26 protein-coding genes are annotated in these 24,617 nt (G+C 71.0%); 10 read left to right on the forward strand and 16 right to left on the reverse strand.

From position 1 onward, the window contains the following. Position 1 precedes the first annotated feature (1 nt). Positions 2-370 (forward strand): response regulator, encoded by a 369-nt coding sequence (locus tag ACX9TP_RS46965; protein WP_482977259.1) that lies wholly within the window; start codon positions 2-4, stop codon positions 368-370. Here the strand turns inward: ACX9TP_RS46965 and ACX9TP_RS46970 are convergent. After that, the gene (locus ACX9TP_RS46970) at positions 309-1,283 is read right to left on the reverse strand and encodes a LysR family transcriptional regulator (protein ID WP_482977260.1); all 975 of its coding nucleotides are present in this window, start codon (positions 1,281-1,283) and stop codon (positions 309-311) included. The genes ACX9TP_RS46965 and ACX9TP_RS46970 overlap by 62 nt on opposite strands. A gap of 136 nt (positions 1,284-1,419) precedes the next feature. After that, complete coding sequence (locus ACX9TP_RS46975) at positions 1,420-2,268, reverse strand: nuclear transport factor 2 family protein (RefSeq protein WP_482977261.1); 849 nt, start codon at positions 2,266-2,268, stop codon at positions 1,420-1,422. Positions 2,269-2,340: 72 nt separating this feature from the next. Between ACX9TP_RS46975 and ACX9TP_RS46980 the strand changes: the two genes are divergently transcribed. The 3 genes from ACX9TP_RS46980 to ACX9TP_RS46990 all read left to right on the forward strand — a co-directional run bounded on the left by ACX9TP_RS46980 (position 2,341) and on the right by ACX9TP_RS46990 (position 4,228). Beyond that, positions 2,341-3,273 carry a LysR family transcriptional regulator gene (locus tag ACX9TP_RS46980; RefSeq protein ID WP_482977262.1) on the forward strand — a complete coding sequence of 311 codons (933 nt, stop codon included), beginning with the start codon at positions 2,341-2,343 and terminating at the stop codon, positions 3,271-3,273. A 104-nt stretch (positions 3,274-3,377) separates the two neighbouring features. Continuing rightward, on the forward strand, positions 3,378-3,716 hold the full coding sequence (locus ACX9TP_RS46985) for an ArsR/SmtB family transcription factor (RefSeq protein ID WP_482977263.1): 339 nt from the start codon (positions 3,378-3,380) through the stop codon (positions 3,714-3,716). Then, positions 3,713-4,228, forward strand: coding sequence for an SRPBCC family protein (locus ACX9TP_RS46990; protein WP_482977264.1), 516 nt, complete (start codon positions 3,713-3,715; stop codon positions 4,226-4,228). The genes ACX9TP_RS46985 and ACX9TP_RS46990 overlap by 4 nt, the downstream gene beginning before the upstream one ends. Positions 4,229-4,231: 3 nt before the next feature. Here the strand turns inward: ACX9TP_RS46990 and ACX9TP_RS46995 are convergent, their stop codons facing one another. The 3 genes from ACX9TP_RS46995 to ACX9TP_RS47005 form a co-directional block, all read right to left on the reverse strand. Beyond that, positions 4,232-4,879, reverse strand: a complete 648-nt coding sequence (locus tag ACX9TP_RS46995; RefSeq protein WP_482977265.1) for a response regulator — start codon at positions 4,877-4,879, stop codon at positions 4,232-4,234. 18 nt (positions 4,880-4,897) lie between these two features. Next, positions 4,898-5,563 carry a hypothetical protein gene (locus ACX9TP_RS47000; protein WP_482977266.1) on the reverse strand — a complete coding sequence of 222 codons (666 nt, stop codon included), beginning with the start codon at positions 5,561-5,563 and terminating at the stop codon, positions 4,898-4,900. Positions 5,564-5,675: 112 nt separating this feature from the next. Further along, positions 5,676-7,196, reverse strand: a complete 1,521-nt coding sequence (locus ACX9TP_RS47005; protein WP_482977267.1) for a sensor histidine kinase — start codon at positions 7,194-7,196, stop codon at positions 5,676-5,678. A 215-nt stretch (positions 7,197-7,411) separates the two neighbouring features. On the opposite strand from ACX9TP_RS47005, the gene ACX9TP_RS47010 reads away from it, so the two are divergent. Then, on the forward strand, positions 7,412-8,680 hold the full coding sequence (locus ACX9TP_RS47010; protein ID WP_482977268.1) for a monooxygenase: 1,269 nt from the start codon (positions 7,412-7,414) through the stop codon (positions 8,678-8,680). 116 nt (positions 8,681-8,796) lie between these two features. Beyond that, positions 8,797-9,924, forward strand: coding sequence for a sensor histidine kinase (locus ACX9TP_RS47015; RefSeq protein ID WP_482977269.1), 1,128 nt, complete (start codon positions 8,797-8,799; stop codon positions 9,922-9,924). 19 nt (positions 9,925-9,943) lie between these two features. On the opposite strand, the gene ACX9TP_RS47020 is transcribed toward ACX9TP_RS47015, so the two are convergent. Both ACX9TP_RS47020 and ACX9TP_RS47025 read right to left on the reverse strand, forming a co-directional pair. Then, entirely contained in the window at positions 9,944-10,549 is a 606-nt protein-coding gene (locus tag ACX9TP_RS47020; RefSeq protein ID WP_482977270.1) for a tudor domain-containing protein, read from the reverse strand. A 106-nt stretch (positions 10,550-10,655) separates the two neighbouring features. Then, positions 10,656-12,125 carry a HAMP domain-containing sensor histidine kinase gene (locus ACX9TP_RS47025; RefSeq protein WP_482977271.1) on the reverse strand — a complete coding sequence of 490 codons (1,470 nt, stop codon included), beginning with the start codon at positions 12,123-12,125 and terminating at the stop codon, positions 10,656-10,658. 268 nt (positions 12,126-12,393) lie between these two features. On the opposite strand from ACX9TP_RS47025, the gene ACX9TP_RS47030 reads away from it, so the two are divergent. Further along, a complete protein-coding gene (locus ACX9TP_RS47030; protein ID WP_482977272.1) occupies positions 12,394-12,777 on the forward strand; it encodes a serine/threonine protein kinase in 384 nt (127 codons plus the stop codon). Here ACX9TP_RS47030 and ACX9TP_RS47035 read toward each other — a convergent pair. Genes ACX9TP_RS47035 through ACX9TP_RS47050 form a run of 4 tightly spaced genes read right to left on the reverse strand, consistent with a single transcriptional unit; the run spans position 12,767 to position 15,739 of the window. Further along, entirely contained in the window at positions 12,767-13,786 is a 1,020-nt protein-coding gene (locus ACX9TP_RS47035; RefSeq protein WP_482977273.1) for a hypothetical protein, read from the reverse strand. The two genes, ACX9TP_RS47030 and ACX9TP_RS47035, sit on opposite strands and share 11 nt — an antisense overlap. Continuing rightward, positions 13,786-14,172 (reverse strand): hypothetical protein, encoded by a 387-nt coding sequence (locus ACX9TP_RS47040; protein ID WP_482977274.1) that lies wholly within the window; start codon positions 14,170-14,172, stop codon positions 13,786-13,788. Before ACX9TP_RS47040 ends, ACX9TP_RS47035 begins: the two co-directional genes overlap by 1 nt. Beyond that, positions 14,169-14,831 carry a hypothetical protein gene (locus ACX9TP_RS47045; RefSeq protein ID WP_482977275.1) on the reverse strand — a complete coding sequence of 221 codons (663 nt, stop codon included), beginning with the start codon at positions 14,829-14,831 and terminating at the stop codon, positions 14,169-14,171. The genes ACX9TP_RS47040 and ACX9TP_RS47045 overlap by 4 nt, the downstream gene beginning before the upstream one ends. Continuing rightward, on the reverse strand, positions 14,828-15,739 hold the full coding sequence (locus ACX9TP_RS47050) for a hypothetical protein (protein ID WP_482977276.1): 912 nt from the start codon (positions 15,737-15,739) through the stop codon (positions 14,828-14,830). Before ACX9TP_RS47050 ends, ACX9TP_RS47045 begins: the two co-directional genes overlap by 4 nt. 115 nt (positions 15,740-15,854) lie before the next feature. Between ACX9TP_RS47050 and ACX9TP_RS47055 the strand changes: the two genes are divergently transcribed. Next, the gene (locus ACX9TP_RS47055; RefSeq protein ID WP_482977277.1) at positions 15,855-17,075 is read left to right on the forward strand and encodes a glycosyltransferase family 4 protein; all 1,221 of its coding nucleotides are present in this window, start codon (positions 15,855-15,857) and stop codon (positions 17,073-17,075) included. A 3-nt stretch (positions 17,076-17,078) separates the two neighbouring features. Here the strand turns inward: ACX9TP_RS47055 and ACX9TP_RS47060 are convergent, their stop codons facing one another. Further along, positions 17,079-18,260 (reverse strand): glycosyltransferase, encoded by a 1,182-nt coding sequence (locus tag ACX9TP_RS47060; RefSeq protein ID WP_482977278.1) that lies wholly within the window; start codon positions 18,258-18,260, stop codon positions 17,079-17,081. Positions 18,261-18,449: 189 nt separating this feature from the next. On the opposite strand from ACX9TP_RS47060, the gene ACX9TP_RS47065 reads away from it, so the two are divergent. Together ACX9TP_RS47065 and ACX9TP_RS47070 are read left to right on the forward strand one after the other, a co-directional pair. Beyond that, entirely contained in the window at positions 18,450-21,125 is a 2,676-nt protein-coding gene (locus ACX9TP_RS47065; RefSeq protein WP_482977279.1) for an Ig-like domain-containing protein, read from the forward strand. 140 nt (positions 21,126-21,265) lie between these two features. After that, positions 21,266-21,811 (forward strand): dihydrofolate reductase family protein, encoded by a 546-nt coding sequence (locus tag ACX9TP_RS47070; protein ID WP_482977280.1) that lies wholly within the window; start codon positions 21,266-21,268, stop codon positions 21,809-21,811. A gap of 1 nt (position 21,812) precedes the next feature. Here the strand turns inward: ACX9TP_RS47070 and ACX9TP_RS47075 are convergent, their stop codons facing one another. From ACX9TP_RS47075 to ACX9TP_RS47090, 4 genes are all read right to left on the reverse strand, one after another. Further along, positions 21,813-22,073 (reverse strand): hypothetical protein, encoded by a 261-nt coding sequence (locus ACX9TP_RS47075; RefSeq protein ID WP_482977281.1) that lies wholly within the window; start codon positions 22,071-22,073, stop codon positions 21,813-21,815. Positions 22,074-22,182: 109 nt separating this feature from the next. Continuing rightward, positions 22,183-22,578, reverse strand: coding sequence for a hypothetical protein (locus ACX9TP_RS47080; RefSeq protein ID WP_482977282.1), 396 nt, complete (start codon positions 22,576-22,578; stop codon positions 22,183-22,185). Positions 22,579-22,590: 12 nt separating this feature from the next. Continuing rightward, positions 22,591-23,397, reverse strand: coding sequence for a hypothetical protein (locus tag ACX9TP_RS47085; RefSeq protein ID WP_482977283.1), 807 nt, complete (start codon positions 23,395-23,397; stop codon positions 22,591-22,593). 100 nt (positions 23,398-23,497) lie between these two features. Continuing rightward, positions 23,498-24,562 (reverse strand): cysteine hydrolase family protein, encoded by a 1,065-nt coding sequence (locus ACX9TP_RS47090; protein ID WP_482977284.1) that lies wholly within the window; start codon positions 24,560-24,562, stop codon positions 23,498-23,500. Positions 24,563-24,617: the final 55 nt, after the last annotated feature.

Consider the following 24,617-nt stretch of genomic DNA (forward strand, 5'->3'; position numbering starts at 1 on the left):
CGTGAGCCCCGCATCGAACCCCGTCCTGGTGGTGGACGACGACCCCGACATCCGGGAAGCCGTCCAGGACATCCTCTCGTTCGAGGGCTACAGGGTGGTGCAGGCGGACAATGGCCGGGAGGCGCTGGAGCTCTTGAGCCGAGAGCCCGCGCTGCGCCCGTGCATCATCCTGTTGGACCTGATGATGCCCGTCATGGACGGGGAGGAGCTCGTCGGGCACCTCCAGAAGGTGCCGGCCCTGGCCGCACTGCCCGTCATCCTGGTGACGGCCAGCGGGCGGGGCATGTTCCCGGGCATCAAGGCCATCATCAAGAAGCCCTTCGAGATGGACGAGCTGCTGGCGGCCGTCTCGGCACACTGCCGTCCCTGAGCGCGTCGATGACCAGCTCCCGGAAGGCGCGCGAGCCCGGGTCCGCGTGCGTGCGCGTGTGCCAGATGAGCGCCATGGTCATCGGCGGGGGCCTGGGGTTCAGCTCGAGTGTGAGCTGCTTCAGCGGCAGCATGCCGCACAGGGCCTGTGCGGCCCGCGCCGGCATTCCCACCACGTAGTCCGTCCGGCTGACGGCCACGGCCGCGGCGATGAAGGTGGACACCGTGAGCGCCACGTTCTGGGTGAGGCCATGCTCCTTCATCAGCTGCTCGAAGAGGCGGTGGCCGACTCCCGGGCGGCCGTGGGAGATGTGCATGTCCACCTGCTGTGACGCATTGAAGGCCTCCTTCGTCAGCACCGTCCCGCGCAGGCGCGGATGGTCCTTCCGGGCGATGAACGTCACGTCCTCCAGGTAGAGGGGCTCGGCGAAGAGGCCCTCCCGGGAGGCCACCTGCACGGGCCCCAGGGCGATGTCCACGTCACCGGTGGCCAGGCCGTCACTCGCGATGAGGTAGTCAATGCTCACCACGCGCAGCTTCGCCCGGGGCATGCGCCGGGCGAACGCCTCGACGACGAGCGGCAGGTCACACAGGTGCTGGTTGTCGCCGCAGCCCACGGTGAACTGGCGCGTGCTCTGCGCGGGGTCGAACGGGTTGCCGTCCACGGCCGCCTGGAGCTGGGCCACCGCGGAGGTGATGAGCGGCCGCAGCGCCTCGCACCGGGGCGTGGCGACGAGCCCACGCCCGCTGCGCACCAGCAGCGGGTCCCCGAGCACGTCCCGCAGCCTCGCCAGCGCGTTGCTCACCGCCGACTGCGTGACATGGAGCTGCCGCGCCGCCCCCGTGGCGCTGCCCGTCTCCAGCACCGCGTGGAGGACGAGGAAGAGGTTGAGGTCCACCGCCGAGAGATTCATGGGAGTGATTCCATACTCCATGAAACATCACCGTCGCCAACGGTGCTGCACCCGTAACTGGAACTGCATGAACCAGGGCACGGATGAACGGCCGCCGCGCGAGCGGGTCCCCCCTGGAACGGCGGCAGGCGAGGCTTCAGGGCTTGTCACCGGGCGCGCCCCAGGCCGCCTCGGCGATGCGCCAGACGCCGCGCTCACGCACCAGGAGCAGGTGGTCGATGTAGCGCACGCCCTCGAACACCACGTCCAGCTTCGCCGCCGCGATGTTGCCCCGGACCTCGACGGCGAGGATGCGCCAGGGGCTCTCGCGGTCCGTCTCGCCGCGCGACTGATGGTCGGCGTAGCCCGCCGCCGCCTCGGAGAGGGTGACGAGGGCGAAGGGGACGCCCTTCACGTGGACGCGGTAATACGGGCAGTCGGGCGTGTGCGTCTGGTGCAGCAGCGCCGGGCTGTAGGCGGCGTGGGCTTCAATCTTCCCGGCGAGCACCGCGCGGATGTCCGCCTCCGCGGACGGAACCTCGGGGAGCCGTGCTCCCGCATTGATGCGCTCGAAGGCCTTGCCGACGATGCGCCAGCCCTCGGGTGTCTCCACCACGAGCATCAGGTCATTGAAGGTGTGGCTCGGCCAGCGGGACACCGCCTCCACCAGCGCGAGCGGGCCCTCCCGGTCCAACACCTTCAACTGCCGCTCGGTGGCGGGCTGGGGCGGGGACGCGCTCGAGTCCAGCCGCTGCCACCACTCCAACTGCGTCACCGTGCGCAGCGCGCCGCTGTCGGGCTCCACGTGGCGCATGAGGGCACTGGGGTGGAACGCCGAGCGCAGGGTGCCGCTGGAGCCGGTGTCAGAAGCGCGGAAGTACGCCCGCACCGCGTCCTCGGGAGTGGCGTGCCGCGGGTGGACGGAAGTCTGGGTGGGCATGGTGGGGACATGGGCGCAGGCGCAGAGCGCCGCGAGGACGGCGAGGAGGGGCAGGAGCTTCGACATGCGGTGAAAGTGCGCCCACCCGGCCCTCACGCGCCAATTGATAGTGCGCGGCACAAACCATAGAAATCCTCCATGGACTTTCCAGACCTCCCCTTCCTGGGCACCTTCGTGAAGGTCTACGAGACAGGCAGCATCACCACGGCCGCGAGGCGCCTGCACCGCACGCAGCCCACCGTGAGCTACCAGCTCCAGCGCCTCGAGGAGGCCCTGGGCGCGCCCCTCTTCGAGCGGCGCTCGGCGCGCCTGTTTCCCACGGCGCTGGCGGACCGGCTCTTCCGGTTCCTCGGCGGCTTCGCGCGCGACGTGCACTCCGTCCTCTCGGGAGTGGAGGAGGACCGGCCGCTGGAAGTGGCGGCGGTGGCGGGCTTCGGCCGCTATGTCCTCTTCCCCGCGGTGCTGGAGTCCGCGCGGCTGCGCAAGGGGCTCACGCTGCGCTACCCCCCAGCCGAGGGCGTCTTCCAGCGCGTGCTCGAAGGCCAGGTGGACGTGGGCTTCACCTACCAGCCCACGGTGCACCCGCGCCTGACGCTGGAGCCCGTATACGAGGAGGGGCTGGTGCTGGCCGCGGGCCCGAAGTGGGCGCGGCGGCTGAACGTGCAGGAGGACTTCCAGGACGTTCCCCTGGTGACGTACGACGAGGGCGACTACGTCATCGGCCGCTGGCTCGGTCACCACTTCGGAAGGCGCCAGCCGCGCTGGCACTCCGTGGCCCACTTCGAGGAGCTGGAGGAGGTGCTGGAGCTGGTGGCCCACGATGAAGGCGTCGCCGTCGTCCCGGACTTCTGCCTCGGCAGGGAACGACGCCTGCGCGCGATGGATTGGGGCAAGCCAGCGCTCACCAACACCATCTATTCGGTCCAGCGCACCCGCGCGCCCGTGCGTCCCGCCGTCACCGAGCTGCTCACACGCCTGCGCGAGCTGAGCCCCGCGCAGGGCCCCGGCCCGACCACCGGCAAGCGCGCCTCCCCACCCGCCCGCACGCGCGTCCGCGCCTCACGGGCCTGATTCCCACGGCACGCGCCTCGCCTGCCCCTCCGCCAGGCGTCCCGCCCGCGAAGAAGTGACGCCGGGGGCTTGCGCCCGGACGCGAAATCCCTAAACTGAACCACATGGTTCAGTTTAACACCCAGCTCGACGCCGCTTTCGGCGCGCTGTCGGACACCACCCGCCGGGGCATCCTCGAGCGGCTCGGGCGTGGCGACGCGTCCATCAGCGAGCTCGCGGGCACCTTCGACATGACCCTGACGGGCATGAAGAAGCACGTGCAGGTGCTCGAAGACGCCCGACTGGTGACGACGGAGAAGGTGGGCCGCGTGAGGACATGCCGGCTCGGCCCCCGCCAGCTGGAGGACGTGGCGGCCTGGGTGGCCTCCTACCGCCAGATGCTGGAAGCGCGGCTCGACAGCCTCGGTGAATTCCTCGAACGCACGAAGGAGAAGAAGCCATGAACAGCGCAGCCACGAAGTCCCCCAACACCGTCACCGTCGCCACGCCCTCGGACCGCGAGGTCCGCACCGAGCGCATCTTCAACGCCTCCAGGGAGCGCGTCTGGCAGGCGATGACCGACCCGAGCCTCGTCGCGCAGTGGTGGGGACGCGGCAACAAGCTCGTCATCGAGCGCCTGGAGGTCCAGCGCGGCGGACACTGGCGCTTCGTCGAGCACGCCGCCGACGGCGTCCACGGCTTCGAGGGACGGTTCCGGGAAGTCACGCCTCCCGAGCGGCTCGTGCAGACGTTCGAGTGGGATGGGATGCCCGGCTACGTCGTCATCAGCAGCATGACGCTGGAGGACCTGGGGGACGGCCGGACGAAGCTCGTGACGACGTCGCTGTTCCACACCACGGAAGAGCGCGACGGGATGCTCCACTCCGGCATGACGGAGGGCCTGGAGCAGAGCTACCTCGCGCTGGACGCGCTGCTCGCGAACGGGGCGGCCCAACCCGCCGCGGCCAGCCACTGAGGCTCAGCGCTGCTTGAGGCCCTCGCGCCAGGCGAAGACGGCGGCCTGCGTGCGGTCCTCCAGGTGGAGCTTCCCGAGGATGTTGCTCACGTGGGACTTCACCGTCTTCTCGGACACGCCGAGCCGCTCGGCGATGTCCGCGTTGGAGGAGCCATCGGCGATGAGCAGCAGCACCTCCCGCTCACGCTCGCTCAGCTCGGCGTGCGCGGGAGGTCGCTCTCGTGAGGGCTCGCGCAGCAGGCGCACCACCTGGCTGGCGACGCGCGGGTGCAGCGTGGCCTCACCCGCCGCCGCCCGGCGCACGGCCTGCACCAGCTCCTCGGCGCTCGCGTCCTTGAGGAGGTAGGAGAGCGCGCCCGCGCGCAGGGCGGGAACGATGTGCTCCTCCTCGTGCGAGGAGGTGAGCATCAGCACCTGCGTGCGCGGGCTGGCTTCCTTCAACCGCCGCGCCGTCTCGATGCCACCCAGGCCCGGCATCAGCACGTCCACGAGGGCGACGTCGGGAGCGTGCTCACGCGCCAGCTCCACGGCGGCCTCGCCCGTGGCCGCATCCCCCACCACCTCGATGTCGGGCTGCGCCGCCAGCAGCGCGCGGATGCCCTGGCGCACCAGCGTGTGGTCGTCGGTGATGAGAACGGTGAGTGGTGGCATGTCGTCTCGCGAGAACCCTCAGTGTGACGGAAGGACGCGGATGTCCTCCTGGAACACGGGGTCCACTTCGTACTCCCCGAGGAACTCTCCGCTGAAGCCCTCGATGACGACGCGCTGGCCCTGCTCCAGCCCGCTCACGTCAATGTCCGTGCCGGCGTTGACGAACACGACGGTGTGGCCGGTGCCGTCATCCACCTCGAACTTGAACCCGTAGGGGCCGTCATCCTCGATGTCGCTGACGATGGTGCCCTTGATGCGCACGAGGCGGCCCTCGGTCGCCTCGCTCACGTCGCCCGTCTTCAGGGGGTGGGGCGGGGGCACGTTCGCCTCGCCCAGCACCTCGATGGACGTCGGCGCGACGCTGAGCACCTGTCCGAAGGAGTTGGTCAGCGTGCCCGTCACCCGCACCACCTGGCCCACCTGGATGTCCGCGGCGAGCGAGTCGAGGATGTAGATGCCGACCTTCTTGTCCTGGATGGCGAAGCCGTTGTCGTTGGGGAAGAACCCTCCGGTGAACGACGTCGCCACGCCCACCACCGTCACCGTGCTGCCCAGCGGCTGCTGGCGTGCCTGGGCGATGGAGCCGTGCGGGCCCTTCGCCACGACGGCGCCTGGAACCGCGAGGACCGCCACCGCGAGCATCGCCGCCAGCCCGACCTTCCACTGCGTACGCATCGTGAACATGGAGTACCCCTGGTTCTGCCTCCTGAAGGAGGCGGTACGCGCCCCTACCGTGGCGCGCTCCACCTTGTACCCTGAAGCACCCACACTCGTAGTAAAACCACAGTCGCAAGACTCAAGGCCTGTCCCGGGGCTCGGGACTCAGATGATGAGACGCCGATTCGGACGGGCTGGAACTGAAGGCGGCCTCGACGCGCAGGCCCGGCAGTGCGTCGCCCGGAGCCAGGCGGAAGTGGCCCCCCGGCAGCGCTTCCGTGCGCTCGCGCATGATGTCCAGGCCCATGCCGCCACGACGCTCTGTCGGCAGCCCGGCGCCGTCATCCTCCACCACCAGGGCCTGGCGCTCGGGTCCGGTGCTTCCCAGCCACACGCGCACCCGGCTCGCACCGCTGTGCCGCGCAACGTTGGCCAGGGCCTCCTGGAGGATGCGCAGGAGCGCCTCGGCGGTAGAGGGCGACATCGGCCCCGCGTCCAGCCGCACCTCGGCGGAGATGCCGGTGCGCGCCGACCACGACTCCACCTGCTGGCGCAGCGGCTCGGGCCACGGGCCGCCCAGGGCGCGCGGCCGCAGCTCCTGGAGCAGTGACACCAGCTCGCGCTGCGAGGTGCCCACCAGCTCGCTCGCCTCGGTGAGGCACGCCTCGGCGCGCTCGGGCTGGCGCTGCAGGTGGGCCTTCGCCGCGCCCAGCTGCATCGCCGCCGCGAAGAGGTGCTGCTTCACCGTGTCGTGCAGGTCCCTCGCCAGCCGGTCCCGCTCCTCGCGGGCGGCCAGCTCCTGCCGCAGTCCCACCACGCCGCGCAGCTGCCCGGCCATCTGGTTGAGCCGGTCGGCGAGCACGGCCAGCTCGTCCCCGGGCGGCACGGACGCCACCACGTCCAGCTCTCCCCTGGACCACGCATCCGCGGCGGAGGTGAGCGGCCGCAGCCCCGCGAGCAACCGCCGCGCGCTGAGCGCTCCCACCACCAGCCCCACCGCCGTGCCCAGCAGCACCAGCGGCACGCCCAGCGCCAGGACGAACCCGAGCACCGAGCCCACGAAGTCCCTCGGCCGCATGGGCGGCGTCATCCGCGCCACCACCGCCCCCAGCACGTGCCCGGCGGCATCTCTCACCGGCACCGCCGCCACCAGGCCGCCGTTGTCGCCGCGCAGGCCCAGTGACTCCGGCGCCGTCACACCCGACAGCGCCCGGGTGATGAGCACGGCCTCCTCCGCCGAGGGACTGAAGCCCTGGGCGCGCGACACGCCCGCGCCGGAGAAGTCCACCGCCAGCAGGGGCGTGCCCTTCGCGTCGAGCACCCCCACCGTGCCCGCGCCCGGGCCCCCCAGGCGAATCTCCACCTCCAGCGCGTTCTCCTGTGACGGCGGCGGCGCCTCCGCCTGTCCCAGCTCCCGCGAGAGGATGCGCTCCATCGCGTCCACGTCCGGAGGCCGCGCCGCCAGCGAGGGCGCGAGGCTCCCGGCCTTGCCGAGCGCCTCCGCCGCCACGTCCACCGCCATGCCCTGCGAGCGGAGCAGGTAGTTGCCGGCCAGCGCCAGCAGCACCACGACGAGCAGCAACGCGAGGCCCAGCGTGGCGCCCACACAGGCCAGCGTGAGCCGCCACTGCAACCGCTGCCAGGGACGCAAGGGACGCATGGAGGCCGCCGAGGTTGGCACGCCCCCTCCCGCAGCTCCACCGCCTGGAGGAGGAGCGCGGCCTCCGCCTCCAGACGGAGTCCCACGCCCTGCCCTCCCGGGCTCCGCCTCCAGACCCGGGCGGGCCTCCACCCGGGGACGGATGTGCACGGCGCGCTTCACTGGCAGGGTGATGTGACACGCGTGGCCGGACGTCGAACGAGGAGGATTCAAGAATGAATCGACTGCTGCTGACCCTGCTGGCGGGCGCCGGACTGCTGGGGGCCGTGGGCTGCGCGAAGGAGGACCCCGCGGACGACGACGAGGGCTTCCCGCTTCCGGAGATACGGACGGCCGAGCCCGAGGAGGGAGGCCCCGCGTACAGCGGCGGCCCGGTGACGTGGCACCGCGACGTGGCGCCCATCGTCCAGCGCCGCTGCCAGGGCTGCCACGCCGAGGGCGGCATGGCGCCCTTCGCGATGAAGACGTACTCGCAGGCGTCCGCCCGGCACGCGGCCATGGCCACCGCCGTCACCCATCTGCGGATGCCACCGTGGATGCCCGCGCCGGGGGAGCTCCGCTTCAAGGACTCGCGCCGGCTGACGCGCGGTGAGGTGGCCATCCTCTCCGCCTGGTCCACGCAGGGCGCGCCGGAGGGAGACCCGGCCACCGCGCCGCCTCCCGAGCCCGCGCCCCAGGGCCTGGGCTGGGTGGACACGCGCATGGAGCCCGCCGAGGCGTACGTGCCCAACGGCACCCAGGCGGACGACTACCACTGCTTCCTGCTGGAGCCCGGCTTCCCCGAGGCGCGGGACGTCATCGGCTTCGAGGTGCGGCCGGGGGCGCGGCACCAGGTGCACCACGTGCTGCTCTTCAACGTGCCCGAGGCGGCCGCGCGTCAGGCCGACGCGAACGAGCCGGGGCCGGGGTGGACGTGCTTCGGAGACTCGGGTGTGGGGAACGAGTCCGTGCTGGGCGCGTGGGCGCCGGGCACGCCGGCCACCCGCTACCCGGAGGGCACGGGGTTGCGCGTGCAGCCGGGCACGGTGGTTGTGATGCAGGTCCACTACAACCTGAACAACGGCCCCCGCGTCGCGGACCGCACGGGGGTGGATTTGCAGTTCGCGCGCGAGCCGGTGGCGAACCCCGCCGCGCTGATGCTGGTGGCGAGCGACGGCTTCGCGATTCCAGCGGGTGAGCAGGGCTACCGGTACACGTTCCAGCAGGCCGTCCCGGCGGGGAGGCTGTGGGGCGTCATTCCGCACATGCACACGCTGGGGCGGCGCATCGTGCTGCAGCGCGAGGCCGGCACGCTCATCGACATTCCCGCGTGGGACTTCCACTGGCAGCAGATGTACTTCTACGAGGAGCCGGTGGAGTTCCGCGCGGCCCGCTCACGGCTGCAATTGAGCTGCATCTGGGACAACCCCACGCCGCGCACGGTGCGGTGGGGCGAGGGCACCCAGGACGAGATGTGCCTCGCGTACCTCTACGTCACCCGGTAGCGGCGTGGACGCGCCCGCCCCGCATGAAGCATTGAGTCATTGAGCTGGGATTGGCCCCGGCAGGCGAGCGGAGCGTCTGGATTTGGACGCCCGGGGGCCGGTCGCGAGCAATGGCCGTGGGGCCGTGCTACGGCCTGTATGTGTTGCGCCCTCCCTTCCCACCTCATCCCGCCGAGGACCTGGAGACCTTCGCGCAGCGGCTGCGCGTGGTCGCGGACGCGGCGCCCGTCATGCTCGCGTACGTGGACGCGCGGGAGCGCTACCTCTTCGCCAACACCACCTACGCCGCGTGGTTCAACCACCCCCGCGAGGCGATGCTCGGCCGCACCGTGCGCGAGGTGGTGGGAGACGCGGCCTACGAGCTGCTCCGCCCCGCCGTCCGCGTGGCCCTGGCCGGCCAGCGCGTCCACTTCGAGCGCCCCGTGCCCTACAGCGGCGGCACCCGCAGCATCAACGCCACCTACGTGCCGCACGTGCAGCCGGACGGCTCCGTCGCCGGCTACGTCAGCACCGTGCTCGACGTCACCGAGCGCCACCGCGCCGAGGAGGAACGCGAGCGCACCTCCCGCTTCCGCGAGCACTTCCTCGGCGTGGTGAGCCACGACCTGCGCAACCCGCTCAGCGCCATCCTCGCCGGGGCCAATGCCCTGCTCCACGCCGGCACGCTGGACGAGCGCCAGGGCCGCGTGGTGGCCCGCATCGCCCGGAGCGCCGCCGGCATGGAGCGCATGATTGGCGACCTGCTCGACTTCACCCGCGTCCGCCTGGGCGACGGCTTCCCCCTGGAGCCCGTGCCCATGCACCTGGACGCGCTCTGCCAGGAGGTGCTGGAGGAGCTGGAGGTCGCCTGGCCCGCGCGCGAGCTGCGCAGCCTGCTCGTCCCCATCCCCCGGGGAAGATGGGACCGGAACCGGCTCACCCAGGTGGTCTCCAACCTGGTGGGCAACGCGCTCCAGCACAGCCCGGAGGGCACGCCGGTGACAGTCACCACGCGCGTCGACGGCACCATCGCCGTGCTGGAGGTCCACAACCAGGGCGCCGCCATTCCGCCCGAGCTGCGCGCGCACCTCTTCGAGCCCTTCCGCCGGGGCGCGCACACCCCGGGCCGGAGGGGCCTGGGCCTCGGCCTCTACATCGCGCACGAAATCGTGCGCGCGCACGGCGGTGGCCTCGCCGTGCACTCCGAGGAAGAGGATGGGACGACGTTCACCGTCCGACTGCCGCTGCACCCGCCCTCGCGGTAGCGGCGCGCCGGGCGCGGCTTCAGGAGCGGCGCGAGCCCGTGAGCATCGCCGTCACCTGCGGGTCCAGCTTGAAGGACTCGAAGAAGCGGTCCGCGTCGTGGGGCGGCTTGCCATCCGGGTGCAGCAGGAGCTGCTGGTACAGGCGCGGGCCCACGAGGAAGAAGCGGCCGCGCAGGTGACGCGGGCCGGACACGCCCTCCACCTCCCAGCCGGGGAAGCCGTCCATCATCAGCGGCCGCGAGGCCAGCCCGGTGGCGCCCAGCGCCTCCAGGGCCCCGTGGCTGGCGCGGGCCACCACGTCGCGCGGGTCCGCCTGAGCCACCGCGGCGGCCGGGAAGTCCGTGTAGGACACGTAGTAGGCGGTGTCCGCCTCCGGGCGTACGGCGATGAAGGTGTGGAGTGTCACCTCGCCGACCTCGGTGGTCTGCGAGCGGCGCTCCTCGCTCACCGGGCCGGGGATGGCGACGGCGAAGCCGCCCTCCGTGGACTGGATGACAGTGGCCGCATCCTGCTTCGGCGCGGGCGGGGTGGAGGCGGCCGGTCCCTGCTTCTGGGAGGCACACGCACACAGGCCTCCGAGGGCCAGCAGGGCGGCGAGCGGTGCGACTCGGCGCAGGGTCTTCATATTCCGGGCAACTCCCATGGTGTGGACCGCAAGGTACGTCCGGGTCCGCAAGGGTGCATCCTGCATTCCCGGGCCGACGCGCGTCAGGCAACACCGGGCCGCCGCCTCAGTGCAGCGTCCCCTCCGCGGGGGGCAGCGGGCTGGACGGCCCGGCCTCGGGGAGCCGGACCGACATGGAGGCGAGCGGCAGGCACACCCGGAAGACGGAGCCGGTGCCGGGCTGGCTCTCCACCTCGATGCGCCCCCCGTGCGCCTCCACGATGCGGCGGGCCACCGACAGTCCCAGTCCCACGCCCGGAGCCCGCTGCCGGGCATTGCCGGCGCGCTGGAAGGGCGCGAAGAGCAGGCGCTTCTCGTCCTCGGAGATGCCGATGCCCTGGTCCGTCACCGACAGCACGGCCTCCTCGTCCACGCGGCGCACCGCCACGTCCACGCGGCTGCCGGCCGGCGAGTACTTCAGCGCGTTGCTGACCAGGTTGTGCACCACCTGCTCCAGCCGGGCCGGGTCCACGCGCACCAGCACGGAGGTCTCCGACATCGACAGCTGGAGGACATGCCCGCTGTCCCCGGAGCGGTAGAGCTCCACCACCTCGCGGGCCAGCTCCCTCGCGTCGCGCACCTCCGGCCGCAGCTCCAGCTTGCCGGCCTCGATTCGCGTGGAGTCGAGCAAATCCCCCACCATCCGGTCCAGCCGCTCCACCTGCCGGCCCACCAGCGCCAGGGTGCGCTCCATGCGCTCGGGCGTCAGCGGGGCGCCGCCCCGGCCCGACAGGGCCGTGGACAGCTTGAGGGCGGACAGCGGGTTGCGCAGCTCGTGGGCCACCCCGGCGAGGAAGGCGAGTTGCTGCTCCTGCTGGTGCGCCAGGCTGTTGGCCATCTCGTTGAAGGTGCGCGCCATGTCGCGCAGCTCCGTGGGCCCCGCCTCGGGCGCGCGGGTGCGCTTGCGGCCGGAGCCGAAGCGGCGCATGGCCTGGCTGATGTCGCGCAGCGGCTGCAGGGCGATGCTCCGCAGCAGGAAGGTGACGGCCACCACGCCGGCCAGCAGCAGCACGCTGAGCACCAGCGCCACCATGTCGGCGAGGCCGTTGAGCCGCGCCGCCTCCTCGCGCGCGGCGCGGGCCTCGGCCACGTTGATTTCGATGACCTGCTCCAGCCCGTTCAACGCCCGGTCGAGCGGAGGCCCCGCCTCCTCGACACGCGTCCTGAGCCGGTCCCGCTGCTGCGAGAGGTAGACCTCCACGTTCCGGCGCACCTCGTCCAGCAGCGCCCGCTCCGCGTCGGTGGCGGCGATGCGATGGAGCTCGTCGAGCTGCGGGCGCAGGGACGCCTCCAGCCCCTCGCGCGAGACCCGGCCCGAGTCGAGCGGCACGGTGCTCAGCCGCTCCCTCACCAGCCGCTCATGAGAGAGCAGGCCCACCTCCACCTCCTCGGCGAGCCGGACGCCCTCCACGGAGTTGCCCAGCGTGCTGGCGGAGCGGTCCAGCACGGTCGTCAGGACGACGAGCGAGACGGCGGCCGCCAGCGTGAGCAGGGCCAGCGCACCCATCGTCGCCGCGAGCCAGGCGCGCAGACTCATGCAACCTCCAGGGCGGGGCCGGGGGCCTCGCGCGACACCGGACCATCCGACGGGAATCCCACGTGCCGCCCTCCCGGAGCCGGGGCTTTCGTGAGCGCGCGCCCCCCTCCTGAGTGGAGGAACAAGCCTGGCGCGGGAGGGATTCGCGGACCCGGCAGCAGGCGGGCGCGGAATGAGGTTCCCTGCACGCCGCCAGAGCCGAGCAGCCCCGGCCGTGCTAGGGAGCACGGACGTGGCAGGCGAGCGCCGGGCCACGTGCGAGGTCTCCATGGACAGTCTCTCCCAGCCGGTACGCACCCTGAAATTCGATGGCTTCTGGCGCTGGCTCCAGGAACACACGCACTGCATCCTGCGGTGTGGCTCCGTCGACGCGATGCTCTACGACCACGACGACTTCCACTGGGCGCTGCTCGAAGAGGACCGCCAGCACGTGGTGCAGGTGCTCAAGGGCAAGGTGCTGGTGGGTGAGCTGGTGATGGCGGGCCGTGAAGTCACGGAGGTGAACGTGGCGCCGGACCCGGACACGGGCACCCAGGGCCACATCCTGGTGGAGCTGATGGGCGGCCCGAAGGAGGACCCCCAGGTGCTCTACCACTTCGTCATGGCGCACGGCATCGACCCGGCGCCGGGCCACAAGGACCTCAAGCACTGAGCCGCAGGCGCTCGATGAGCGCCACCGCGTCGCCGGTGCCGCTCGCATACCGCCCGGGCCCCCTGGCCGGGGGACTGCGGGCGAGCAGGACGGCCTTCTCCAGCAGCGCCTCCACGGAGCCCGCGAGCTCCTCCACGCGGAGCCGGAGCGCCTGCCTGTCGTAGAGCCGGGGCCGCGCCAGGGCCACGAAGGGCGTGCCCGTCGCCCGCGCCTCGTGGACGGTGTTGTACCCGCCCGCCCCCACCAGCACGTCCACGCCCGGCAGCACCGCCAGCGCGGGCCACACCGGCACGTGGAGCGGCCGGGCCGCCGCGGGAAGCGCGGTCGCCTGTCCCGGCGGCACCAGCCACCGCACCCGGGCCGCCTCGCCCAGCAGCGCGTGCAGCCGCGTGGCGAGCGCCCCCGCCTCATCCACCTCGGAGTGGGTGCCACACCCCATCACCGCCACCACCGGCCGCGCATCCCCGGCCCCCACCCCGAGCCGCGCCCGCGCCTCGGCGCGCGGCAGCAACTCCCCGGCCTCCAGCAGCAGCCACGGCGAGGTGCGCACGGCGCGAGGATGCCGCGCGAGGGGCGCGTCCTCACCCGGGACGAGCAGCAGGTCGTACGCGTCCACCGCGCGCGCCACGTTGAACCGCTCCACATAGGCGGGGTTCAAGTCCCGGTGGACGAGCACCTTCCGAGCCCGCAGCCCCGGCATCAGCGACACCAGCTCCCCGCCCAACCCCCGGGGGAAGGTGTCCACGATGAACACGTCCGGGCGCACGTCCTGGAGGCAGCACTCCACCACCTCGCGCACCGCGCGCTTGTCCAGCGCCGCGTCCAGCCGCAGCACCTCCACGCCGGTCTCCAGCACCGCCTCCAGCGGCACGCCCGGAGCGAAGGGGCTGTTGATGAGCAGGGTGACGGAGTGGCCGTGGCGCGCAGCCGCCCGCGCGAGCGCGCTGGCGCGGGTGAGGTGCCCCATCCCACCGCCGAGCGCATAGATGAGCCAACGAAGCGCGCCCATCAGCTTCCGCCCAGGTCCTCCTCGAACGAGGCGTCCTCCTCGTGGCGGAGGCTCTCACCGTCGGCCTCGGTGAAGTCGTTCGAATCCCGGCCCTGCCCCCAGGCCGAGCCCTGGCCGTAGTAGCCGTAGCCCTCGTAGTAGTAGCTGGGGTCGTCCTCGTCGGGCGCCGAGTCGGAGCCCGAGTCGCCGGAGTCGGTGTCGCCATCCTCGCCGTCGTCGTCCTCGGCGCACGTGGAGCAGACCAGCTCCGCGCCCAACGCGGTGAGGTGCATGTCACAGACGCGCTTGCCGCACTGCATGCACGACGCCGCCGCGGGCCGGCCGCAGTCGTGCGAGAAGAGGAACCCGGTGCTCTGCTGGCAGGGGCCCTCGAACAGGGGGCTCATGGGGTGCGGGCCTCCTGGGGAGACTGGAGGTGGAAGAGCAGCGCCATGCGCAGCGGCAGCTCCATCCGCTCGAAGGCGAGGCACGCGGCGGCCTCGGCGCGCACCAGGGACTTCGTCGCCAGCAGCGTGCGCCCCGTCGCATCGCGCAGGGACACCTTGCCCTCGCGCACCTTCACGCGGGCCACCTCGGTGCCGGAGGCATCCTGGATGGTGGCGCCCTCGTCCTCGGGGGACACCGTGTAGAGGAGCGTGCCCTTCACGTCATTGAGCCGCCAGCCCGGCCCCTGGCGCGCGAGGGTGAAGAGAATCTGCTGCTGCGCGGCGTCGCGCACGGTGAGCGCCCCGCCCGCCGAGCCGACGACATGGCCGAGCACGGCATCATCCGGGCCGGAGACCTTGAGCGACGTGCCCTTCCACTTGTACCGCGCCAGCTCGCGGTCCTCGCCGTCCACCAGCTTGGCGCCGTCGTCCTTGGGCTTGAGCGAGAAGCGCTCGCGGTCGTCGGCGTCCTTGAACTTGAGCTTGTCCGGGGCGGCAGCCTCGGCACCGGTGGCGGTGGCGCTCTGTTGCGGGGCCTGGGGCGACCGCGCGTCGGTGCTCTCCTGGCGCGAGCAGCCGGTGAGCACGAGCAGGGAGAGGAGGAGGACACGGCGCATCATGAGGAGGCCCTCGCCGGCACCTGCTTGCGCAGCGCGGTGGAGTAGTTGAGCACCTGGTAGAGACTCAGCAGGGACATCATGGCGGCCCTGGGCGCGTCACACGACACGGGCGCCACGCGGTCCGCGGCCTCCCAGTCGAGCGGCAGCCCGGAGCGCATGGAAAGACGGTCCTCCGCCACCTCCAGCTTCACGAGCGAGACGGAATCCGGCAGCCGCACCGCCCGCCGCGCCCGCGACTCGAGCCGGACGAGGTGGGGGTGGCGCTCCGGCTTCACGCGCAGCTGGACGTGCAGGAGCGCGGTGCCCTTCTGCTTGTTCTTGGTCTTGTACTTGCCCCGGGGATTGATTCGGGTGCGGCGCCGCAGCTGGAGCCGCTCCTCCATGCCCAGCCGCAGCTGCGTGCCGTCCATCAGCCGCACCTGGAGCGAGAGCCAGCGCTGGACGAAGGACTCCGTCTTCCACTCGCCCGCGCTGCCGCGGTCCGCGAGGTTCTCCGGGTCCGTGGTGGGGCGGAAGTCCAATTCCACCGTCACGGGCTCGTCCGGGGCGATGTCCTTGCGCAGCCGCTGGAGGATGCGCGACACCAGCTCATAGCGCCGGTCCTGGAGGTCCAGCTTGAGGTACTGGGAGGCGATGCCGTTGAAGGCGAGCATCGCGATGAACAGCACGGCGACCCCGAGGAAGGCCACGCCACCGAAGTCCGTGGACGTCATGACCGGGAGTGACGCGATGACGGCCAGGAGCGCCGAGTAGCCGCAGATGCGCGCGCGCCGGCGCCAGGTCTTCTGCCGCAGGTCCATCTCCGCGTCGAAGGTCCGCAGCCCGCCGAGGTCGGCCATCACCACGGGCGCCGGGGCGGTCGTGCGGTAGACCCGCTCGGAGCGGAAACGGTCGAAGTCGATGGCCACGGCGGGAAGCTCCCCCTCGGAGCGGCGGAAGGAGGGGAAGCGTACGGGTCCGTTGCCGCGAGGGTCAAACGCCCTCATTTGCCGGCCATGGCCAGGGCGCGGTAGCAACAGCGGCGTGGCCTCCCCGTCCGGCACCGGCATCGTCTACGCGTCGTTCGACCGCTTCCCCGCGCCCAAGGGGGCGGCGGTGCACATCCGGGCCTTCGTGGAGGCGCTGGGGGCGGCGTTTGGCGAGGTGGACCTGCTGGCGCTCCGGGATGGCAGCACGGTGAGCACGGGCCCGCACGCACTCGCGGAGGGCGTCACGTATCACCCGCTGGAGGCGCGGGGCCGGGATTTGGTGGAGCAGGCGCTGTCGTTCCGCTCGCACCTGGCGGCGTGGTGGAGCGGGAGGCCGAGAGCGGCGGTGGTGCACGTGCGCTCCATCTTCGAGGGCTACCCGGTGGCCCGGAGGAAGGAGGCGCTGACGGACGCGCTGGTGTTCGAGGTGAACGGGCTGCCGTCCATCGAGCTGAAGTACCACCACCCGGACGTGGCGGACGACGAGGAGTTGCTGCGCAAGCTGGTGGCGCAGGAGGACCTGTGCATCTCCCGCGCGGACCTGCTGGTGACACCGAGCGAGGTGACGGCGGAGTACCTGGTGCAGCGCGGTGCGGATGCGGGCCGCGTGAAGGTGATTCCGAACGGCGTGGACCTGGAGGTGTTCCGGTACGCGCCGCCGCGGGCGGTGGAGCCGGGCCGGCCGGTGCGGCTGCTGTACAGCGGGACGATGACGTCCTGGCAGGGCGTGCACCACGCCATCGAGGCGTGCCGACTGCTGCGGCGGGAGGTGCCCACGGTGCTGACGCTGGTGGGGCCACTGAGGAGAAACGGGCGGCGGGCGCTGATGGACCGGTGTGGGGACTTGCTGCTGGAAGGGGCGGTGGAGCTGCTGGAGCCGCTGCCGCAGGCGGAGCTGGCGCGGCTGCACCATGCGTGTGACGTGGTGCTGGTGCCGCTGCCGGTGAACGACCGCAACTGCGTGCAGGGCTGCTGCCCGCTGAAGCTGCTGGAGGCGATGGCCACGGGCACGCCGGTGGTGGCGAGCAACCTCCCCGTGGTGCGCACCCTGGCCGGGCCGGAGGAGGTCCTGCTCATCCGGCCGGGCTCGGCGAAGGCGATTGCCGAGGCGGTGAAGGCGCTGCGAGCGGATGCGGCGCTGGGGCCGGCGCTGAGTGTGAAGGCGAGAGCGCGGGTGGAGCGGGACTTCCCGTGGGGCCGGGCGCAGGCGTCGCTGGTGGAGGCCTACGAGGAGTCCTTCGGGCTGGCGCGGAGGAGCACTCCGTCAGCGGCGTAGCCTCTACGGAATGGCACGGGCCAGCACGCGTCGCAGCACCTCTGCCTCCGCCTCGGCCTGAAAGCCCGCCTCGATGCGCTGGCGCGCGGCGGTACCGAGCGCGGCCCGGTGCTCGGGAGGCAACGAGAGCACGTCGAGACACGCCTGCCCCAGGTGATTGAGCAGCGCCTTGGGCACGATGAAGCCATTGCGTCCATGGTCCACGGCCTCGGGGATTCCGCCTGCGTCACTGGCGACGACGGGGCGGGCACACGCCATGGCCTCCAGCAACGCATTGGGCATGCCCTCCCAGAGCGACGGCTGCAAATACACATCACAGACACGCAGGTGCGCGGCAATGGCCTCCGGCGTGTCGAGCGGCCCGGAGATGAGCAACCGCGCCGCATCCTCGGGGTGCTCCGCGCGGAAGGCGACGAGGTGCTCGGCGTCGCGAGGCCGCACCTCACCGATGATGAGCAGACACGCGGGCCGTGAGCGCCGCACCTCCGTGAGCGCGGACAGCAGGAACGGCAGCCCCTTCTTGTGGCGCAGCTCCCCCGAGAACCCCAGCACCGCCTCATCCGGAGCAATCCCCAGCCGCGCACGGAGCGCCGGGTCCGCGGGGCCGGGAGAGAACACCTCGGTGTCCACCGCGTTGGGGATGACCTCCACCCCCGGGTCCTTCCCCAGCAGCATGCCCATCTTCCGCCCGAGGTCCGCCGAGGCCGCGGTGAGCACATCCGCGCGCTGGAGCGTCCACAGCAACCGGGCGAAGTCACCGGGAGGGAACATGAGCTGGTCCACGTCGTTGCCCCGGGCACTGACGGTGGACGCAATGCCGACAGACTCCGCGAACACGACGGCGAGGAACCCGGGCGGCGACAGGTAGTGGCCCCACACCAGGTCATACCGCCGCTTCGCATGGAGGTACCCGAGCACATCCAGCGTGTGCTGCATGGACAGGTCCGTGCTGCCGAACAGGCCCAGCCGGTGCAGCGTGACGCCCCGCGCGAAGGGCGTGACGGAGCCCGCGTCCTCCACCGTCTGGAGCGAGCCGGGCGCCTCGGTCCGGGTCCACGCCAGCACGTCCACCTGCGCCCCCAGCTTCACCAGCGAGCCCGCCGTCCGCGCCCCGCTGCGCGCCAGCCCCCCGATATCCGGAGGAAATCGTTCGGCCAGGAGGAGGACGCGCGGGTGGGTGGACATGGGCCCCGAAACCTACCCCGGCCCGTGCCGATTCAATTCCGTGAATAAACGGTGCGAACAGCCGTCCAGGCACACGGCGGAGCCACCGCAGCACCCCCAAGGCCGGACCTCCCCTGGCTCCCCAAGGCAACTGTCATGCAAGCAAGGCGCTGGTGGGCACTCGCGCTCGCGGGAACCCTCGTAGGCTGTGTGATTGAGCCTCCCTCCGACGACTACTCGGACTGGGACGACGACTCCGAATGGCCCGACACCTCGGACCCGGACACGGACTCCGGCGAGGTGGACTTCCACATCACCTCCGTGACGGGCCCCTCGGCCCTCGGCGCGGACGAGCAGAAGTTCCTGGCCCGCGTGTGCAACCGAGGCACGGACTTCCAGATGACGGAGGTGTCCTTCTACCTCTCCAAGGACAGCTCGGTGGACCCGACGGACCGGCTGCTGATGACGAGCTCCCGGGGCGGGCTCGATCAGGGCGAGTGCGCGGACGTGTGGGTCTGGGTCGCCGCACCGTCCGTGCCCGAGGGCCGGTACACGCTGCTCGCGGAGGTGGACCCGGCCTTCCGGGTGAGCGAGAGCAACGAGGACAACAACGAGCGCTCGGGTGGCCTCGTCACCGTGGACCACACCGCGCCGGCGACGCCCGTCTCGGCCTGGGCCCCGGAGAGCACGACCGAGGGCCGCTCGCTCATCGTCGAGACCGAGCTCGGCGCTACGGTACGCGTCTACGACGGCCCGGACTGCACCGGCACCGAGGTGGGCAGGATGGAGGTCACCTCGGGCACGTCCTGCGAGGTGCCCCTCGTCCTGCCGGCGTTCAGGACCTTCTCCGTGCGCGCGTATGACGCGGCCGGCAACCGGTCCAGCTGCAGCCCCACGGTGGAGGGCCCGGGCAGCGGCACGGATGGGACGGCGCCGGTGCTGTTGGCCACGCGGCCCGGCTCGCCGGGGCTCAGCCTGCAGCCCTGGTTCGACGGGCGTACGAAGCCGCGCGCCATGGTGGAGCTCTTCCAGCGTGCCGACTGCGAGGGCCCGGTGGACGCGGTGGTGACGGCGGAGGCCACCGGTGCCTTCAGCTTCCAGGGGACGGTGGAGAAGAACGGGAAGCTGACGGTGTCCGCGCGACTGAAGGACGCGGGCGGCGGCTACGGCGAGCCGTCCGCGTGCTCCAATGACCTAGAGTACCAGAACGACAGCACGCCGCCCCCGGGGCCGGTCATCATCGACACGAAGTGGCAGTACACGAACACGGGCCGCCAGCTCACGGTGACGGGCACGGCCGAGCCGGGCACCACGGTGGGCATCTTCGTGGACGTCGCGTGCACGGGGACGCCGGTGAAGACGGTGGTGGCGGACGCGCAGGGGCGCTTCAGCGCGACGGTGCCGTTCAGCGCGGGCAACAGCCACCGCGTCTTCGTCTCGGCGAAGGACGCGCTGGGCAACGAGTCCACGTGCACGGAAGGGCCGGCGTACGAAGTGCGCTGCCCCGCGGGCACGGCGGACTGCGACGGCGACTCCAGCAACGGCTGCGAGGTGGACCTGATGACGGACGAGGACCACTGCGGCGCCTGCGGCACCACGTGCCAGGACAATGAGTACGCGGAAGGTGTGTGCAAGGCGGCGACGTGCGGCAACACCTGCGAGCCGGGCTGGTATGACTGCGACGGCAACGTGGCCAACGGCTGCGAGTCCTCGTACGCGTGCCAGGCGACGGCGTGCACCATCGACCGCCCGAGCGAGCTGATGGTGACGGCGCTGTCCGTGGTGGAGGACCCGGTGCGCACGGCGCCGGGCGGTGCATGGCACTTCGGCACGCTGATGAAGGCCATGGCGAACGGGCAGGACCCGTCGCCCATGGTGCGCGCGTGGCTGAAGACGTGGACGACGAAGCAGGTGGTGAACGGGCTCGAGTTGCCGGCGCGGCAGGAGATGCAGACGAAGGTGCTGGGCCCGTGGGAGCAGCGCAGCGGTGGGGCGTCCAGGCCGCTGGACTTCAGCAAGGCGCCGTTCCGGCTGCTGGCCATCGTCAACCGCATGGACCTGCGCAACCCGGGAGTCCAGGCGGGAGAGGGCCGCTTCGTCTTCGGCGTGCTGGATGCGAATGGAGCGCCGCTCGAGTTCACCATCATCCTGGAGTACGCGCTGCCGGGCGGCACGGCGGCGGACATCCAGACCTGGGCCAATGACTGGCACGACCTGGGCAGGGTGAAGGTGGGGAGCTCGGGCTACAACGCGAAGCTCCAGGCGCTGACGGACCGGTTCGCGAAGGCGGGGGTGATGACGGGCCGCCAGGCGGGCAGCGCGCTGAACCAGATTCGGACCAACGAGATTACGTTGGCCGAGCCGTGGGAGATGCGTGAGTTCAACCTCACGTCGCAGGGGCTGGTGCCGGCGACGGTGAAGCTGACGCCCTCGATGGGCTTCGAGAACACGGCGACGCTGGCGAGCTACATCCAGCAGAACCAGGCGGACATCGTCGCGGAGCGGCACTCGGTGCCGGACAGCATGAATGGCAAGCCGTTCCTGGGGGCCATGGCGAGGGCGCCGCTGGACTTCTTCTGGAGGGCGCCGGGCGTGAGCACGGAGGCGCGGCACAAGTTCTCCATGAACACGTGCAGCGGGTGCCACACGGGGGAGACGCAGACGGAGTTCGTCCACGTGGCGCCGCGAGTGGCGGGCAAGGCGTCGGTGCTGTCGCCCTACCTGAAGGGGACGACGGTGACGGACCCGGTGACGCACACGACGCGCGTGTTCGACGACCTGGGCCGGCGCGCGGAGGACCTGAAGGCGCTGGTCTGCCCCTCTGCCACGCAGCTCAAGTCGGGAGAGCTGGCGCCGTCCAACCTGCCGACTGCTCGCGTGCACTGAGAAGGTCGTGATTCCGGGCACTTGTTGAACAGGTGCCCGGAATGTCGATTCACCGCGGCCTCATTCGTCGCCACTTCATGAGCAGGGTGTGACGCTGGGTACTCCGCCTGGCGCCCTGCGGCTGAAGGGAGTTGGGTGACATGAGGAAGCTCCTGCTGAAGATGTCGATGTCGCTGGATGGCTTCGTGGGTGGACCGAACGGCGAGGTGGAGTGGCTCTTCCCCTCCTTCGACGACGGAGTGAACCCGTGGCTCATGGATACGCTCTGGAGCGCGGGCGCGCACCTGATGGGCAGCGTGACCTACGGGGACATGGCCGCGCACTGGCCGACGTCCACCGAGCCGTACGCCGCGCCGATGAACGAGATTCCGAAGGTGGTGTTCTCCAAGACGCTGAAGCAGGCGACCTGGACGGATTCGAGGGTCGCGAGCGGCGACCTGGTCGAGGAGATTGCGCGCCTGAAGCGGGAGCCGGGCAAGGACCTCCTGGCCCACGGAGGCGCGAGGTTCGTGCAGTCCCTCGTGAAGCACGGGCTCATCGATGAGTATCGGCTCCTCATCCACCCGGTGGTGCTGGGACGAGGGCTGCGGCTGTTCCCGGAGCGCGAGCAGCCCATGAACCTGCGGCTGGTGAGCTCGACGCGGTTCGACAAGGGAGCCGTCGCGAACGTCTACCGGCCTGAGTAACTCAGCCTCCCGATTCAGAGCGCCAGCGCGCCAGAAGACGTTGCCGGTGCGCAGGCGAAATCTCCGAACCGTAGGTCCGGTCCAGCAGCCGGAGCTTCCATTCGACCGACCCGGGCACCAGTCCTTCTTCCCGCAGGGATGCAGCCATGAGTGCACGGGAGGCGGAGAACATGTCCGCCCCCATCTTGAGGCGCTCTTCCCCGGAGCGCCGAAGCAGCAAGGTCCGAACGAGCGCTTCGGCACGTGGAAGGGTGTCGTTCATCGCTTCACCTTCGCCAACAGGGTCTCGATTCCCAGGTCCTGAGCCCAGTGTGCCATGTGCGCCCAGTCCAATGCAGGCAGCGCCTCAATGATGTTCGCCTGCTCTGCTGCTAAAGCTTCGCGACGCAATCATCGAAGCCGTACCGGCGCACCGCCTCTTCCGGGGAAACGAACCGCATTGTGGCGTTCCACTCTCCGGTGTCACACCCGGTGGAGCCTGACCGCTCCAGCTCGGCCAACCTTCCATCCGTCAACAGCACGAGGCAGGTTCCGCTGAAGAACTCGAAGTTCGGGTTCTCGCCCCGGGTCTGCGTGTAGCGGTCCACGAGCACGAACCCGCGCTCCTCGAAGGACTCCGTGTGGACTCTCAGGCCGCCGTACAACCCACCGTTATGGGCTTCCTGTTGCTCGTGGCGCCGTGTCAACGCGGACGCCCGGAGCGCGGGGGTGCTCTTCGCGATGCGATCCCTGAGCAACTCCGCGCTCCTCTTCAACACCTCGTCCATCTCAACCTCCTGTCACCGCCCGAATCCACCCAGCGCCGTCCGGCTGAAGCTCGCGGCCCCCTGGCTCACCTTCACGGCGCTCTGGCTGAACACCTGGAACGCGGCGCGAATCTCCTGGGCCTTCTGTCCCGGCGTCAGAATCCACTTGTCCTCGATGCCCATGTCCCGGAATACGCGGCGGAAGTCGGTGCTCCCGTCATCAATCCCCATCGCAGCGATGATGTGATTCTCCGCCCGCTGCAGGTCCTTCACCAGCGCCGCCACATCCCTCGCCTTCGCCTTCTGCGAGTGCATGTCCGCGCCGTCCGTAATCAACAGCGTCACCGTCCGCACCGGCACGCCGTTCCCGCTGAACTCCTGCGACTTCGCCAGCACCGTGCCCAGCAGCACCACCGACTGGTCATACAGCGGAGTCCCCTGGTCCGCCCGGTAGTTCCCCGAGTGCATCCGCACCACGTCCTCCAGCGGCCGGAACGGGTTCAGCACATTCCCATTCAGATACCGCGTGTGGAACAGCACCCCGTCCTTCTGCTTGCTCGCCAGGAGCGCGTCGAGCACCAGGTTGTGCCCGTCGCACACCAGCTTCTCGTGCCCCGCGCCGGAGATGCTCCCCGAGTCATCCGGCATCACCGTCACCAGCACCACCTCGCTGGCCTGCACGTCCTCCACGCACACGCCGAGCCCGGCCTGAATCTGCGCCCCCAGGTCCACCACCGTCAGCGCCTGCAACCCCGCCGGGCTCAGCAGGCCCTCCGCGTGCGCGGTGCTGAAGAGTTGCTGGATGCCACTGCCGTTCCCACCACTCGTCTTGCTGGTCATATCCCCTGCTCCTTCGCCCTCTCCCGAGGGCATGGCTCCGCCGTTCCCGCTCCCGCGAGGGAGCAGGTCCCGCATTCACTCGACTGCCGTCAGGTGCCGCTCAGGCGATGCGCAGGTCCGGCCAGCTCGCCAGCGGGTCCGTGGACTTCACCAGGTGCATGCCCGCGTCCGCGAAGCGCTTCAGCGCCGCATCCGCCTGCGGCGTGAAGTCCGCCGCGAAGCCGCCCTTCCCGTCCGGCACCGTCACCGCCGACATGCAGTCGGTGAGCAGGTACACCTTGCGAGCCAGCGCCGCGTCCTGCGCGACAATCTCCCCCAGCAGGTCGTCGATGGAGCTCTTCACGCAGTGGCTCGCGGCCTGGCCGCCAATCACCACCGCGTCCGCCGTGAGCAGCGTCTTGAGGAACTGCGTGTTCCGCTGCGCCAGCGGCTGCCCGTCATGCCGCGACAGCACCTCCGGCCGCATCACCGAGTAGTTCTCCGTCAGCGGGTTGCCGCCCTTCACCTCTGCCCACGACTGCATGCCGCGCGCGAAGGAGTGGAACAGCCGCGCCTCCTGCACCACGCCCGCCAGCGCATGCCCGTCGCTGCCCAGCAGGCAGTGCGGCGGCCACAGGTACAGCGTGTACTTCCCCGCCCGCTCCAATTCCTCGCAGTAGTACTTCACCTGCTTGAGCAGCCACGGGTAGTTGCCCCCGCACAGCCACTTCGCCATCGCGGGATTCGGCCGCGCCTGCCCGCGCTCAATCTGCTCGCGCGTCACCTCGCGGTACGCCGTGAGCGGCTTGTCGTCCTGGTCCACCCAGAAGGACGGGAAGAAAATCTGGTACGCGAAGTGGGTGTCGAGCGTCGCCGTCACATTCGTGAGCGCGCCGAGGTTGCGGTAGATGAACTCCGCGATGCGGCGGCTGTCATCCACCGCGCCGCGCCCGCTGCGCCCCGCCACGTAGAGCGAGCCCTCCGGGAAGCAGAAGTCCTTCTGCACGTCGATGAGCAGCAGGTGCAGGTTGAACTTGTCCGTCGCCGCCACGGAGAGGTCATTCGCCGTCCGCCAGGTGACGGCGGCCTCCTGGAGCTTCCCGGCGTTCGGCCCGTAGCCGTACTCCCCCGCATTGGACGCCCGGTAGAACCCCGGCAACGGCAGCTCCTTGATTTGCGTCTTCATCGTCCTACCCCCTGTGTGGCGCGAGGGCCCCCGGCCCGCGCGCGTTGATTGAAAG

It is taken from the genome of Pyxidicoccus sp. M15, assembly GCF_056858435.1.